This is a genomic window from Mycobacterium terramassiliense (assembly GCF_900157385.1).
Taxonomy (GTDB): domain Bacteria; phylum Actinomycetota; class Actinomycetes; order Mycobacteriales; family Mycobacteriaceae; genus Mycobacterium; species Mycobacterium terramassiliense.
In genome coordinates this window covers 2,089,724-2,102,671 of the sequence record NZ_LT717701.1, presented here as the reverse complement: position 1 = coordinate 2,102,671, position 12,948 = coordinate 2,089,724, and the positions used below count along the sequence as shown (strand labels likewise).

Here is a 12,948-nt window from a genome sequence, read left to right as displayed (position 1 = left end):
GGTGATGTCCGGGCCATCTAGAGGCGCGATGCCTGTGCGTTTACGGCTCTCGGCGGAATCGGACGTCGTTCGACACGAGCCGAGGTGGTGTACACCCAACCGCGTCGCCCGGGTGTGGCGACGGTGCCCGCGGTGACGATGCGCCGGGACAGGCGAAATTCTCACAGACGCGCGCACGCAGGAACGGACGGCGAGGACGACTGCCCGGTGTCGGCCGGCGGTGGTCGGGACCTAGCCCTATCGCAGCCGCCACCCGGCACCTTATTCTCTCGTAACTTGTCCCGTTCATCCGATTTACCCGGATGGGGATCTGATGAGAGGTAGCGATGTCGTATCTGGCGGTGGCCCCAGAGTTCCTCGGTTCGGCGGCAATGGACTTGTCGGAGATCGGCTCGGCGGTCACCGCTGCGCACACCGCGGCGGCGGTCCCGACGGCAGGAGTGGTGGCCGCGGCGGAAGACGAGGTGTCGGCGGCGGTCGCGTCGCTGTTTTCCAGCCACGCCCGGCAGTTTCAGTCGCTCAGCGCCCAGGCGGCGGCGTTTCACACCCGGTTCGTGCACGCGCTGAACGGCGCGGGTGGCGCGTATGCGGCCGCCGAGGCGGCCAATGTGTACCCATTGCAAACCCTCGAACAAGCGGCCGCGGGCATCGGGGCGTTCTCGCCCTGGCGGAGCCTGACGGGCCGGCCGCTGTTCGGCGATGGCACCAATGGGGCGCCGGGGACGGGGCAGGCCGGCGGACCGGGTGGCTGGCTTTTCGGCAACGGCGGGAATGGCGGGTCGGGTGCGGCCGGCGGCGTGGGCGGGCCCGGCGGGCCCGGCGGCCTGTTGGGCGCCGGCGGGGCCGGCGGCCAAGGCGGCGGCGGCGGTCACGGCGGGACGGGCGGCACCGGCGACACCGGCAACGGCGGCAACGGTGGTGTCGGCGGCAACGGGGGGGCCGGCGGTAGCGGCGCCGGCTCGGTCGTTGGCAGCACGGGCGCCAGCGGCAACGGCGGCGACGGCGGCACTGGCGGTGATGGCGGCACCACCACCTTGAGCGGCGCCGTCGGCGGCACCGGCGGCGACGGCGGCAGCGGCGGGGCCGGCATCAGCGGCGGCCACGGCGGCCACGGCGGCGACGGCGGCGCCGCCAGCATCGCCGGCGCCCTCAACGGCAACGGCGGCAACGGTGGCACCGGCGGCACCGCGAGCGTCTACGGCACCGGCGGCGACGGCGGCGACGGCGGCGACGGCGGCGCCGCGAGCTTCACCGGCGCCGTCGGCGGCACCGGCGGCACCGGCGGCACGGGTGGCACCGGCGGCACCGGCGGCAACGGCGGCAACGGAGGTGCCGGCGGTGGGGGCGTCCTCACCACGACCACCGCCGGCGCCATCGCCGGTGGCGGTGGTGGCGGCGGCGGCGCCGGAGGCGCCGGCATCCACGGCGGCAACGGAGGTAGCGGAGGCGGCGCCGAAATAATCGATCCCAGCAGTTCCCTCGACGTCACCAGCACCGGCGGCGGCGGTGGTCAAGGCGGCGGCCCCAACTTCGTGACTGCCGGCGGCGACGCCGGCGGCGGTGGCGGCGGTGGGGCCGTCAACGTCGGTGCCACCACGATCACTGCCGGCACCGGCGGCAACGGCGGAAGCGGCCTTCCTGGCAACACCGGCGGCTTCGGCGGCGCAGGCGCCACCGTCACCGGGACCGCCGCCTCCGCCGTCGACGCCGCCGGGGGCGGTGGTGGCGGTGGCGGCAGCGGCCAATTGAGCGGCGGCGGCACCGGCGGCGCCGGGGGTGGCGCCACCACGATCGCCGGCGGCGCCGGCGGCGCCGGCGGCACCAGGTTCACCTTCGGCAGCTCCGGCAACAGCGGCCCCGGGATCGGCGGCGGCACCGGGGGCCAAGGCGGTCCCGGCGAGCAACTGCTCGGCTCAGGCGGCGGTGGCGGGGGTGGCAGCGCCGTTGTCATGAGTGCCCCAGATGGCACCGCCACGGGCGGCGGCGGCGGCAAGGGCCAGTAGCACCGGGCTATCCCAGCGGCCTCGTTCGGGCGAGGGCGTCGGTGCGGGCGGAGGGACTCGAACCCTCACGCTCTTTCGAGCACCGGCACCTAAAGCCGGCGCGTATGCCATTTCGCCACGCCCGCAAGACTTCGCGATCCTATCGCCTCGCGGTGACGACGACTTGTCGGCGGCGCGGCCCATAACCGAAAGGCCTCGAAGTTCCGTGGAGCCGCCCCGGCCGCGAATTCGTCGGGCCCGAATCGTGGGCGGTACCTTCAAGGGGTGCCGACTACCCGCCGTCGCAGGCCCGCGCTGATCGCCTTGGTGATCGTCGCGGCGTGCGGCTGCCTGGCGCTGGGCTGGTGGCAGTGGACCAGGTTCCAGTCGGTCTCGGGCTCATTCCAGAACCTGGGCTACGCGCTGCAGTGGCCGCTGTTCGCCTGGTTCTGCGTGTACGCGTACCGCAAGTTCGTCCGTTACGAGGAGGCGCCACCGGAACCGCACAAGAGCGGCGAGATGACCGAGATACCCGCCGGCCTACTGCCCGAGCGGCCCAAGCCGGTCCCGCCGCCACCCGAGGATGCCGCGCTGCGGGAGTACAACGCCTACCTGGCCGAGCTCGCCAAAGAAGATGCCGAGAAGCAGAACAGGACCACCGCATGACCACACCCGAGACCCCCGGCGCGCCGGCGCCCGCCTTCCCCGTCGAGAAGATCCGCACCGCGTTGCTCGGCTACCGGATCATGGCGTGGACGACGGGCCTATGGCTCATCGCGCTGTGCTACGAGATCGTCTCGCACCTGGTGTTCCACCACGAGATCCGGTGGATCGAGGTCGTGCACGGCTGGGTGTATTTCGTCTATGTGCTGGCGGCGTTCAACCTCGCGATCAAGGTCCGCTGGCCGATCGGCAAGGCCGTCGGGGTGCTGCTGTCGGGCACGATCCCGCTGCTGGGCATCATCGTCGAGCACTTCCAGACCAAGGACGTCAAGGCGCGCTTCGGGCTGTAAGGATCGAGTGTGCGGCTGGCCGCACGCTCGGGGCCGACTGTGCGGCCAGGTTCACAGTCGTGGTGCCGCGAGGTCGCGCAGCGCCGGCACCAACAGCGCCAGCGCGCGACCGCGGTGCGACACGGCATCCTTTTCCGCCGGGCTGAGCTGTGCGGCGGTGCGGTCTTCGCCGCACGGGACGAACACCGGGTCGTAGCCGAACCCGCCGTCGCCGCGGGCCTCCCGCGCGATAGTGCCCGGCCACTCGCCGCGAACGACGACCTCGCCCGACGGCGACACCAGCGCGCAGGCCGACACGAACGCCGCGCCGCGCCGTTCGTCGGGTACGTCACGCAACTGAGCCAGCAGCAGCGCGGTATTGGCGGCGTCGTCGCCGTGGTTACCCGACCAGCGCGCCGACAGCACGCCGGGCATCCCGTTCAACGCCGCCACCTCCAGACCCGAGTCGTCGGCCACGCAAGCCAGACCCGTTGCGGCGAACCCGTCCCGCGCCTTGGCCAGCGCGTTGTCCTCGAACGTCGCGCCGGTCTCGGGAGCTTCGTCGAACGGCGCGACGTCGTTCAGCGAGACCAACGTCAGCCCCGTCAGGCCGGCGCCGTCGAGCACCCGGCGCAGCTCGGCCAGCTTCTTGGGGTTGCGGCTGGCCACCAGCAGGCGGGTCATCATCTATTCCTAATCGTGCGTCTGGGCAGTTGCCGATGCACCCCGGCCACCTTACGGACTGCGAGCCGATAAGTCGGCGACGCGAATCGCTCAGCGGTGCCGGCACGCGTACGGCACGCTCCGCAAGGAATAGACAGGGCGACGAAGTAGCTTGCCCCAGGGTGAGCCAAAAACCCGATACCGAGACGCTCAAGGCGCTCAATAACAACATCACCGACGAGTTTCGCGCCAACGCCGGCAAGGTGGGCGGGCGATTCGAAGGCAACGAGCTGTTGCTACTGACTACGAAGGGCGCGAAATCCGGCGACCCGCGCGTCACGCCGCTGGTGGCCTTCCGTATCGACGGCAAGCTGCTGATCGTCGCCGGTTACGGTGGCGCCGACGTCAACCCGGCGTGGGTGCACAACTTGCGGGCCAACCCGCGAGCGCGCGTTGAAGTCGCCACCGACTCGTTCGACGTCGTCGCGCACGAGCTCGACTCGTCCGACCGTGAGGCGATCATCCCCAAGATCAACGCGACCGTACCCGCGTTCGCGTTCGCGAACTACCAGTCAAAAACCACGCGCACCATCCCGATATTCGAGCTCCAGGAGGACGAGTCATGACCGACTGGAATGGGTCTCTTCTCGGCCGCGGTGTCGGCGGTGACAGACCGCGGGGCAATTAGGCCAGGGTCAGGCTGGCCACCAGCAGCCTGTCACAAGCGCCGCTCGTCCTCATCGCTTCGCTCTGCATCGTCGCCGGCGCGCTCAGGTGCCGAACGCCTTCGGCGCCGGGGGTCCCTCCGGCAGCACACCCGGGTAGGGCCGCTCCAGGGCCTCGCGCTGAGCGGCGAACAATTGGTCGCACGCGGCCAGCGCCACGTCGAGCAACTTGTCCAGCGTCGAGCGGGGGAACGTCGCGCCCTCCCCCGTCCCCTGAACCTCCACCAGGGTTCCGGTGTCGGTGGCGACGACGTTCATGTCGACCTCGGCGCGCGAGTCCTCTTCGTAGGGCAGGTCCACCCGAATCCTGCCGTCGACGACGCCGACGCTGACCGCCGCGATGGCGCACGACAGCGGACGCGGGTCCGACAGTTTGCCCGCCGCGGACAGATAGGTGACGGCGTCGGCCAGCGCAACGTACGCACCGGTGATCGCCGCGGTACGGGTGCCGCCGTCGGCCTGCAACACGTCGCAGTCGACGGCAATCGTGTTCTCCCCCAAGGCCCTGAGGTCGATGCACGCCCGCAGCGACCGGCCGATCAGCCGGCTGATCTCCTGGGTGCGTCCACTGAGCCGGCCCTTCACCGACTCGCGGTCGGAGCGGGAATGGGTGGCGGACGGCAGCATGGCGTATTCCGCGGTCAGCCACCCCAGGCCGGAACCCTTGCGCCAGCGCGGCACACCCTCGGTGACGCTGGCGGTGCACATGACCTTGGTGTGGCCGAATTCGATCAGCACCGAACCCGCCGGGTGATCGGTGAATCCGCGGGTGATGACTACGGGGCGAAGCTCGTCGTCGAGGCGGCCGTCTTCTCGTTTGGACACCCAGTAACCCTAGCCAACGCCGGGTGCTCAGACCCTTTCGGAGCGGCGGACATCGAACGTCTCACCGCATACCACCGCGTGCACGGGACCGTCGAATTCGGCCTTGGCCTCGCTGATCACGTCCTCTCGCGAAGTCCACGGCGGGATGTGGGTCAACAACAGCTCGTGAACGCCGGCCTGGGCCGCGACCCTGCCCGCCTCCGTGCCCGACAGGTGCAGCGCGGGCGGGCGATCCGGCGCGTGCGTCCACGACGCCTCGCAGAGAAAAACGTCGGCGCCGCGCGCGAGCTCGACGAGCTGATCGCAGATGCCGGTGTCACCGCTGTAGACGAACGAGGCACCGCTGGGATCGGTGACGCGCAAGCCATACGACTCGGTGGGATGCGCCACCACCCGGGGCGTCACCGTGAGCGCCCCGAACGTGACCGGCTCACCCTCCACCCAGTGATGGACGTCGAATATGTCCGAGCAATCGTCGATCTCGCCGCCATAGGGCGACGACGCGGCCCCCAACCGCGACCAGGTGTCGCCGGGGCCGTACAACAACGCCTTCCCGAGCGGCTTCGACGGGTGGTAGCGGCGCCACACGAACAGGCCCGGCACGTCCAAACAGTGGTCGGCGTGCAGGTGTGTCAGCAGGACGTGGACCGAGCCGGGGTCGGCGTAGCGCTGCAGCGCGCCCAGCACACCGCCGCCGAAATCGAGAACCAGCGGCGGGGTATCCGGCGCCCGAAGCAGATAACCCGATGCCGGCGAATCCGGACCGACCACGCTGCCCGAGCAGCCGAGCACGGTTATTCGCACGGACACTACTGTGCCATGCCCGATCGCACGATGGAGAAAACATCGCCGCTTTGATGTGACCAGAATCTCCCCACCGCGCTAGCCGACACGGGTTTGCTGCACCGGCTGAACACCCGTCACCGCGGGGCCCAGGAATCGCGCCGCCAGTTTGGTGAACGCCTCGGGGTCGCCCGTCGCCTCGAAGATGCGCGTGGCCGGCGGCGCGTCATGAGGGCGCAGCAACTCGTGTTCGGTGAGCACCCGAAGCACTTCCTTGGCGGTCTCCTCGGCGCTGGACACCAGCGTCACGTTCTCGCCCATCGCCAGCTGGATCAGCCCCGACAGCAGCGGATAGTGCGTGCACCCCAGCACCAGCGTGTCGACCTGCGCGCGCTGCAGCGGCTCCAGATAGCCCTCGGCCAGCCCGAGCACCTGACGGCCGCTGGTCACCCCGCGCTCGACGAAGTCGACGAACCGCGGGCAGGCCACCGCGGTGATCTCCGTGTCGCGGGCGGCGGCGAACGCGTCCTGATAGGCATGCGAGTTGATGGTCGCGCGGGTGCCGATGACGCCGATGCGGCCGTTGCGGGTGGTGGCGACCGCGCGGCGCACCGCCGGCAGGATCACCTCGACGACGGGCACGTCGTAGCGCTCGCGGGCGTCGCGCAGGCAGGCCGCCGACGCCGTGTTGCAGGCGATCACCAGCGCCTTGACACCCCGCTCGACGAGGTCGTCACCGATGGCCAGCGCGTGGGCGCGGACCTCGGAAATGGGCAGCGGACCGTAGGGGCCGTTGGCGGTATCGCCGACGTAGATCATGTCCTCGTCGGGCAGCTGGTCGATGATCGCCCGCGCGACGGTCAGCCCCCCGACGCCGGAGTCGAAGACCCCGACGGGCGCCTGGGGTCCCCGCCCGCAGGCAGGGGACGGCGAGCTCATGTGCGGGGGCGCCGTGCGCCGGCTTTCTTCGATGCGCGCGCCTTGCGCTCCGGGCCGGACAGCAGATAGGCGGCAACGACGCCCGCCAGCGCGCCGCACAGGTGGCCCTGCCACGACACGCCGCCGCACTTGTCCAGGACGGGCACGGCGCTCACCAGGATGCCGCCGTAGGCGAACAACACCACCAGGCCCGTGATGATGTCCCAGAACCTGCGCACGAATATCCCGAACACCAGCAAAAACGTCAGCCAGCCGAAGATCAGGCCGGAGGCCCCGATGTGGTCGGACTCAAAGCGGCAGCCGCCCCAGTTGCCGATGAGCCAGGTGCCGAAGCCGCCGACGATCCACACGATCGCGGTGGCCCATACGAACCGGGACATGCCGGCCAACGTCATGAGGAAGCCCAGCACCAGAGCGGGCACGGTGTTGGCCAGCAGGTGCGTCCAGCTCGCATGCAGGAAGGGCGCCCAGAGGATGCCCCACAACCCATCCGCCTCCAACGGCCTGATGCCGTTGCGGTCCAGCGAATGGTGCGTCAGCTGATCGATCAGCTCGATGAGGTACAGCAGCGCCACGAAAGTGAGGATCGTGGCGCCGCCGACCGCCCAGTGCGGCCGCTTTTTCGACTGGGACGCTGGCGCCCGCGGATGTCCCTGGGTCATAGCTGCCCTTCTCGCGCGTTCCCGGCATCGTCCAGGCTACCGGCGAACTTGCCTCCGTCAGCCGAACGCCCCGGGCAACACGTCGCGGTAGGTCGGGATTCCGGCCACCGACTCGGCGGCGAACACCCCGACCAGCACCGCCCGGGCCAGGCAATCGGCCGCGGCCATCCCCACCTCGGCGATCAGCGCCGTCTCCGGGGAAAACGCGGCGGGCAGCGGTGTGGAACCGACGGCCGGGGCCACCTCGACGGCCCCGGTCGCCAGCGCGAACACCGTGTCGCCGTCCAGCGGCGTGTGCGCCGGGCGGATGGTGCGCGCCAGGCCGTCGTGGGCGGCGATCGCCACGCGCCGGCACGCGGCCGCGCTCAGCGCGGCGTCGGTCGCGACGACGGCGATGGTGGTGTTCAGCGGGTTCAGCGCCGAGGGCAACTCCGCGTACGCGGCGACCTGCGCGGCCGGCGGCGGCGTCAGCGCGAACTCGTCGCTCAGGCTCGGCATCCAGGGCAGGCCGGTCACGCGGTCGGCGACGTCGCCGGCGGAGTTCACCGCGACCACGGCGCCGACGGTGACGCCGGAAGCGGCAGGCGTCGTCAAAGTCACGGAGGCGCCACCGGCCCCGCGTCCGCGGCTTCGCACGCCGCGTAGCCGAACTCCGCCGTCGGCCGGCAGCTCCAGCCGCCGACCGGCAGGTCGAAGATCACCGCGCCCGGCACGATGGGCACCACGCCCCCGTCCAGGCTCACGCCGCGTTCGCGTTCCTCCAGCCAGCGCATCACGCCGTCGGCGGCCGCCAGGCCGTAGGCGCTGCCGCCGGCGAGCAACACCGCGTCGACGAAGCGCACGGTGTTGGCCGGGTCCAGCAGATCGGTCTCGCGGGTGCCCGGCGCGCCGCCGCGGCAATCGACCCCGCAGACCGTGCCGGGTGGGGTGAGCACGACCGTGACGCCGCAGGCCCAGCCCGCCCCCAACGACGCGTCGGGGTCGAGTCGCTGGTGGTGACCGACGCGGATGCCCCCGACGTCGGTGATGGAGTTCATCCGGCCGGCTTCCCCATCAGCGCGAGGACCAGGTACTCCTGCAGGACGGTCAGCCACTGGTAAACGTCGAAGTGCACGGCCAGCGGATGGTCGGCCGGGAGCCGTTCCGGACCATCCGGCCCGATCTCGAGCATCACGCCCAACGTCAACCGGATGTCGTTGACGGCCGCGATCCAGGCGTTCGCTTCGTCCTCGGTCAGTTCGAAGCGGCCGCCGTTGTCCGGAACGGTGTCCAGAAGCTTTTGTGCGGCAACGCGTTTGGCATCGATGATGTCCGGCTCGTGCAGACTGCGCAGCGCCGCGTTGAGGCTGTCGGGGGTGTCGCCGGCGGACGCCACGTCGTCGGTTTTACCCTCCGTGTCGTCCGGCTTGTAAAAATCCGGTAGCAGCCGGCGCAGCGTCGGGTCGCGGGGCGGTTCGGCGTTCCCCGTCTTGATGCCGGTAATCTCCTCGAGTTCGTCTGTGGGCGAAGAAGATTCGCGCTCGTCGAGCAGGCCGATCATCGCGGTGACGAGGTTCTTGAGCAGGGCGGCCTCGTGCGAGGCCAAGCCGGACCGAAAACGGGGACCGTTGGCGGTCGTGACGCGCTTCCATTTGCGCACAAGGGATCCCGGTCGGCCTCGGGCCTCACCGGTCCTGCTGCATCGTCGCCCACAAACCGGCGGCGTGCAGCTTGGACACGTCAACTTCCATGGATTCCCGGCTACCCGCCGTGACGACCGCCTTCCCCTCGTTGTGCACCTGCAGCATCAGCTTGGTGGCGTGCGGCTCGCTGTAGCCGAACAACTTCTGGAAGACATACGTCACGTAGGTCATCAGGTTGACCGGGTCATCCCACACGATGGTGACCCATGGGCTGGCCGTGACGTCTACCGGAGCCGACTCGCGTTGCCCGGTAGTGCCCGGCTTGGTGGGCGCTGACGCAACAACCATGGCCTCTACGATACCGAGGCACACCCCGGCCGCCGCCAGCCGTTACCGTTGCGGAATGAACGAGCCGGTCCTGGCCGGGCTGCTGACCGACAGGTACGAGTTGACCATGCTGGCCGCGGCGCTGCACGACGGCACCGCGAACCGCCGGACCACGTTCGAACTGTTCGCCCGCCGGCTGCCCGACGGCCGCCGCTACGGCGTCGTCGCCGGAACGGGCCGGCTGCTGGAAACGTTGCCGCAGTTCAGGTTCGACGACGACGCCTGCGGTTTGCTGGCGCGGTTCCTTGACCCCGACACGGTGGGCTACCTCCGCGATTTCCGGTTCGGCGGCGATATCGACGGCTACGCCGAGGGCGAGTTGTACTTCCCGGGTTCGCCGGTGCTTTCCGTGACCGGCAGCTTCGCCGACTGCGTGGTTCTCGAGACGCTGGCGTTATCGATCTTCAATCACGACACCGCGATCGCCTCGGCGGCGGCGCGCATGGTCAGCGCCGCCGAGGACCGCCCGCTGATCGAGATGGGTTCGCGCCGCACCCACGAGCGCGCGGCGGTCGCCGCGGCGCGCGCCGCGTATATCGCCGGCTTCGCCGCGACCTCCAACCTCGGCGCCCAGCGCCGCTACGGGATACCCACCGAGGGAACGGCCGCGCACGCGTTCACGATGCTGCACACCCGGGAGGGCGGTCCCGCTGAAATCACCGAGCTGGCGGCGTTTCGGGCACAGGTCGACGCGCTGGGCGCGGCCACCACGCTGCTGGTGGACACCTACGACGTGACGACCGGCGTGGCCAACGCCGTGGCCGCCGCCGGCACCGAACTCGGCGCCGTGCGCATCGACTCCGGCGAGCTCGCGGTGCTCGCCCGCCAGGTCCGCGAACAGCTCGACGGGCTGGGCGCCACGCGGACCCGCATCGTGGTGTCCGGTGACCTCGACGAGTTCAGCATCGCCGCCCTGCGCGCCGAGCCGGTGGACAGCTTCGGCGTCGGCACGTCGCTGGTGACCGGCTCCGGCGCGCCGACCGCCAGCATGGTCTACAAGCTGGTCGAAGTGGACGGCATGCCCGTGCAAAAGCGGAGCAGCCACAAGGAAACTCGGGGCGGGCGCAAGGAGGCGCTGCGGCTGGCGCGCCCGACGGGAACCATCACCGAGGAGGTGGTGTACCCGGCCGGCCGCCCCCCGCAGACCGCCGAACCGTGCCGAGCGCTGACGACGGCGCTGGTCCGCGGCGGCGAGGTGGTGTCACGCCCGGACCTGGCGGCGGCGCGCGAGCTGGTGGCCTCCGGGCTGCACAGCCTGCCGTGGGAAGGCCTGAACCTGTCGCACGGCGAGCCGGCGATCCCCACGACACACATCCCCACCTGAGCTCAAGGGAGTGACCACGTCCGACGTGACCATGTCCGTGCCCGAGCTGCTGGCCATCGCCGTGGCCGCGCTCGGTGGCAGCGAGCGCCCGGGCCAGCTGGAGATGGCCACCGCGGTCGAGCGGGCCTTCGAGACCGGAGAGCACCTCGTCGTGCAGGCCGGCACCGGCACCGGCAAGTCGCTGGCGTACCTGGTTCCCGCGATCGTCCGCGCGGTCGGCGACGAGGGGCCCGTCGTGGTGTCGACGGCCACCATCGCGCTGCAGCGCCAGCTCGTCGACCGCGACCTGCCCCGGCTGGCCGATTCGCTCGCCGGGGCGCTGCCGCGGCGGCCGCGCTTCGCGCTGCTGAAGGGGCGGCGAAACTACTTGTGCCTGAACAAGATTCATAACGGCGGCGCCGCCGACGACTCGGATGACGAGCGACCGCAGGAGGAGCTCTTCGATCCGGTGGCGGTCAGCGCGCTGGGCCGCGACGTGCAACGGCTCACCGCCTGGGCGTCGGCGACCGATTCGGGCGACCGCGACGACCTGAAGCCCGGGGTGCCCGACCGATCCTGGTCGCAGGCCAGCGTCTCGGCGCGGGAATGCCTGGGCGTGGCGCGGTGTCCGTTCGGCTCCGAGTGCTTCTCCGAACGGGCACGGGCAGAGGCCGGCCGGGCCGACGTCGTCGTGACCAATCATGCGCTGCTGGCCATCGATGCCGTCGCGGACTCGGCGGTGCTGCCGGAGCACGCGCTGCTGGTGGTCGACGAGGCGCACGAGCTCGTCGACCGCGTGACGTCGGTGGCCACCGCCGAGCTGACGTCGGCCGCGCTCGGCCTCGTCGCGCGGCGCATCGCCCGGTTGGTGGGGCCCGAGCTGACCCAGCGGCTGGAGGCGACGACCGCGAACTTCGCCGCGGCCGTCCACGACGGCACGCCGGGCCGCATCGATCGCCTCGACGAGGAGATGGAGACCTACCTGACGGCGCTGCGCGACACGGCCACCGCGGCGCGCTCGGCCATCGACACCAGGAACGACACCAAAAGCGACCCGAGGGCGGCGGCGGCGCGCGCCGAGGCCGTCGCGGCGCTCAGCGAGGTATCCGACACCGCATCGCGGATCCTGGCGTCGTTCGCCCCGGCCATCCCGGACCGCAGCGACGTGGTCTGGCTCGACCACGAGGACAACCGGGGTTCGGTGCGTCCGGTGCTGCGGGTGGCACCGCTGTCGGTCGCCGCCCTGCTGCGCAGCGCGGTGTTCTCGCGTTCGACGACGGTGTTGACCTCGGCGACCCTGGCGATCGGCGGGTCCTTCGACGCGATGGCCGGGGCGTGGGGCCTGACCGGCGGGCAGGACGGGGACATTCGCTGGCGCGGGCTGGACGTGGGGTCGCCGTTCGAACACGCCAAGGCCGGAATCCTTTACGTGGCGGCGCATCTGCCGCCGCCGGGCCGCGAAGGCACCGGCTCGGCCGAGCAGCTGACCGAGATCGCCGAGCTCATCACCGCGGCCGGCGGGCGCACCCTGGGCCTGTTCTCGTCGATGCGGGCCGCCCGCGCCGCCGCCGAGGCCATGCGCTCGCGGCTCTCGACGCCGGTCCTGTGCCAGGGCGACGACAGCACCTCCACACTGGTCGAGCAGTTCGCCGGCGACGAGGAGACGTCGCTGTTCGGCACCCTGTCGCTGTGGCAGGGCGTCGACGTACCTGGGCCGTCGCTGTCGCTAGTGCTGATCGACCGCATCCCGTTCCCCCGGCCCGACGACCCGCTGCTGGGCGCGCGGCAGCGCGCGGTGGCCGCGCGCGGTGGCAACGGCTTCATGGCCGTCTCCGCCAACCATGCCGCGCTGCTGCTGGCGCAGGGATCGGGCCGGCTGCTGCGCCGCGTCACCGACCGCGGCGTGGTCGCGGTCCTGGATTCGCGAATGGTGACCGCGGGCTACGGCGGCTACCTGCGCGCCTCGCTGCCACCGTTCTGGGCGACCACCGACGCCGCCCAGGTTCGAGGCGCGCTGCAGCGGCTGCGCAGCTCGGCCGGCTGATGGTGGCGACCCGCCACGCCC

At 71.3% G+C, this 12,948-nt stretch carries 13 protein-coding genes, 1 tRNA gene and 1 pseudogene; 6 read left to right on the top strand and 9 right to left on the bottom strand.

Features of this window, described 5'->3' with window-relative positions:
* Nucleotides 1–326 precede the first annotated feature (326 nt).
* Entirely contained in the window at nt 327–2,003 is a 1,677-nt protein-coding gene (locus MTAB308_RS30375) for a PE family protein (protein WP_077102983.1), read from the top strand.
* A 42-nt stretch (nt 2,004–2,045) separates the two neighbouring features.
* Here MTAB308_RS30375 and MTAB308_RS24680 read toward each other — a convergent pair.
* Nucleotides 2,046–2,128: transfer RNA gene (locus tag MTAB308_RS24680), tRNA-Leu, on the bottom strand.
* Nucleotides 2,129–2,267: 139 nt separating this feature from the next.
* Here MTAB308_RS24680 and MTAB308_RS24675 point away from each other — a divergent pair.
* Together MTAB308_RS24675 and MTAB308_RS24670 are read left to right on the top strand one after the other, a co-directional pair.
* On the top strand, nt 2,268–2,648 hold the full coding sequence (locus MTAB308_RS24675) for a hypothetical protein (RefSeq protein WP_077102981.1): 381 nt from the start codon (nt 2,268–2,270) through the stop codon (nt 2,646–2,648).
* Nucleotides 2,645–2,995, top strand: a complete 351-nt coding sequence (locus tag MTAB308_RS24670) for a DUF3817 domain-containing protein (protein ID WP_077102979.1) — start codon at nt 2,645–2,647, stop codon at nt 2,993–2,995. Before MTAB308_RS24675 ends, MTAB308_RS24670 begins: the two co-directional genes overlap by 4 nt.
* A 51-nt stretch (nt 2,996–3,046) precedes the next feature.
* Here MTAB308_RS24670 and rdgB read toward each other — a convergent pair whose 3' ends face one another.
* Nucleotides 3,047–3,661, bottom strand: a complete 615-nt coding sequence (gene rdgB / locus MTAB308_RS24665; RefSeq protein ID WP_108637403.1) for an RdgB/HAM1 family non-canonical purine NTP pyrophosphatase — start codon at nt 3,659–3,661, stop codon at nt 3,047–3,049.
* A 158-nt stretch (nt 3,662–3,819) separates the two neighbouring features.
* Here rdgB and MTAB308_RS24660 point away from each other — a divergent pair, with 158 nt between their 5' ends.
* Nucleotides 3,820–4,263, top strand: coding sequence for a nitroreductase family deazaflavin-dependent oxidoreductase (locus MTAB308_RS24660; protein WP_077102977.1), 444 nt, complete (start codon nt 3,820–3,822; stop codon nt 4,261–4,263).
* Between the two features lie 144 nt (nt 4,264–4,407).
* Here MTAB308_RS24660 and rph read toward each other — a convergent pair whose 3' ends face one another.
* From rph to clpS, 7 genes and pseudogenes are all read right to left on the bottom strand, one after another.
* Nucleotides 4,408–5,187, bottom strand: coding sequence for a ribonuclease PH (gene rph, locus MTAB308_RS24655; protein WP_077102975.1), 780 nt, complete (start codon nt 5,185–5,187; stop codon nt 4,408–4,410).
* A 27-nt stretch (nt 5,188–5,214) separates the two neighbouring features.
* Nucleotides 5,215–5,997 carry a cyclic nucleotide-degrading phosphodiesterase gene (locus tag MTAB308_RS24650; protein WP_066914649.1) on the bottom strand — a complete coding sequence of 261 codons (783 nt, stop codon included), beginning with the start codon at nt 5,995–5,997 and terminating at the stop codon, nt 5,215–5,217.
* Nucleotides 5,998–6,069: 72 nt separating this feature from the next.
* Nucleotides 6,070–6,909: a glutamate racemase gene (gene murI / locus MTAB308_RS24645; protein ID WP_077102973.1), complete on the bottom strand. Its 840-nt coding sequence runs from the start codon at nt 6,907–6,909 to the stop codon at nt 6,070–6,072.
* The gene (locus tag MTAB308_RS24640; protein WP_077102971.1) at nt 6,906–7,571 is read right to left on the bottom strand and encodes a rhomboid family intramembrane serine protease; all 666 of its coding nucleotides are present in this window, start codon (nt 7,569–7,571) and stop codon (nt 6,906–6,908) included. The genes murI and MTAB308_RS24640 overlap by 4 nt, the downstream gene beginning before the upstream one ends.
* A 57-nt stretch (nt 7,572–7,628) precedes the next feature.
* Nucleotides 7,629–8,608, bottom strand: a pseudogene (locus tag MTAB308_RS24635) (P1 family peptidase).
* Nucleotides 8,605–9,210, bottom strand: a complete 606-nt coding sequence (gene aosR, locus MTAB308_RS24630; protein ID WP_077102969.1) for an oxidative stress transcriptional regulator AosR — start codon at nt 9,208–9,210, stop codon at nt 8,605–8,607. The pseudogene MTAB308_RS24635 and the gene aosR overlap by 4 nt, the downstream one beginning before the upstream one ends.
* 25 nt (nt 9,211–9,235) lie before the next feature.
* The gene (gene clpS, locus MTAB308_RS24625) at nt 9,236–9,541 is read right to left on the bottom strand and encodes an ATP-dependent Clp protease adapter ClpS (protein WP_066914654.1); all 306 of its coding nucleotides are present in this window, start codon (nt 9,539–9,541) and stop codon (nt 9,236–9,238) included.
* Between clpS and MTAB308_RS24620 the strand changes: the two genes are divergently transcribed.
* Both MTAB308_RS24620 and MTAB308_RS24615 read left to right on the top strand, forming a co-directional pair.
* A complete protein-coding gene (locus MTAB308_RS24620) occupies nt 9,540–10,904 on the top strand; it encodes a nicotinate phosphoribosyltransferase (RefSeq protein ID WP_425436319.1) in 1,365 nt (454 codons plus the stop codon). The two genes, clpS and MTAB308_RS24620, sit on opposite strands and share 2 nt — an antisense overlap.
* Nucleotides 10,905–10,935: 31 nt before the next feature.
* A complete protein-coding gene (locus MTAB308_RS24615) occupies nt 10,936–12,927 on the top strand; it encodes an ATP-dependent DNA helicase (protein ID WP_108637471.1) in 1,992 nt (663 codons plus the stop codon).
* Nucleotides 12,928–12,948: the final 21 nt, after the last annotated feature.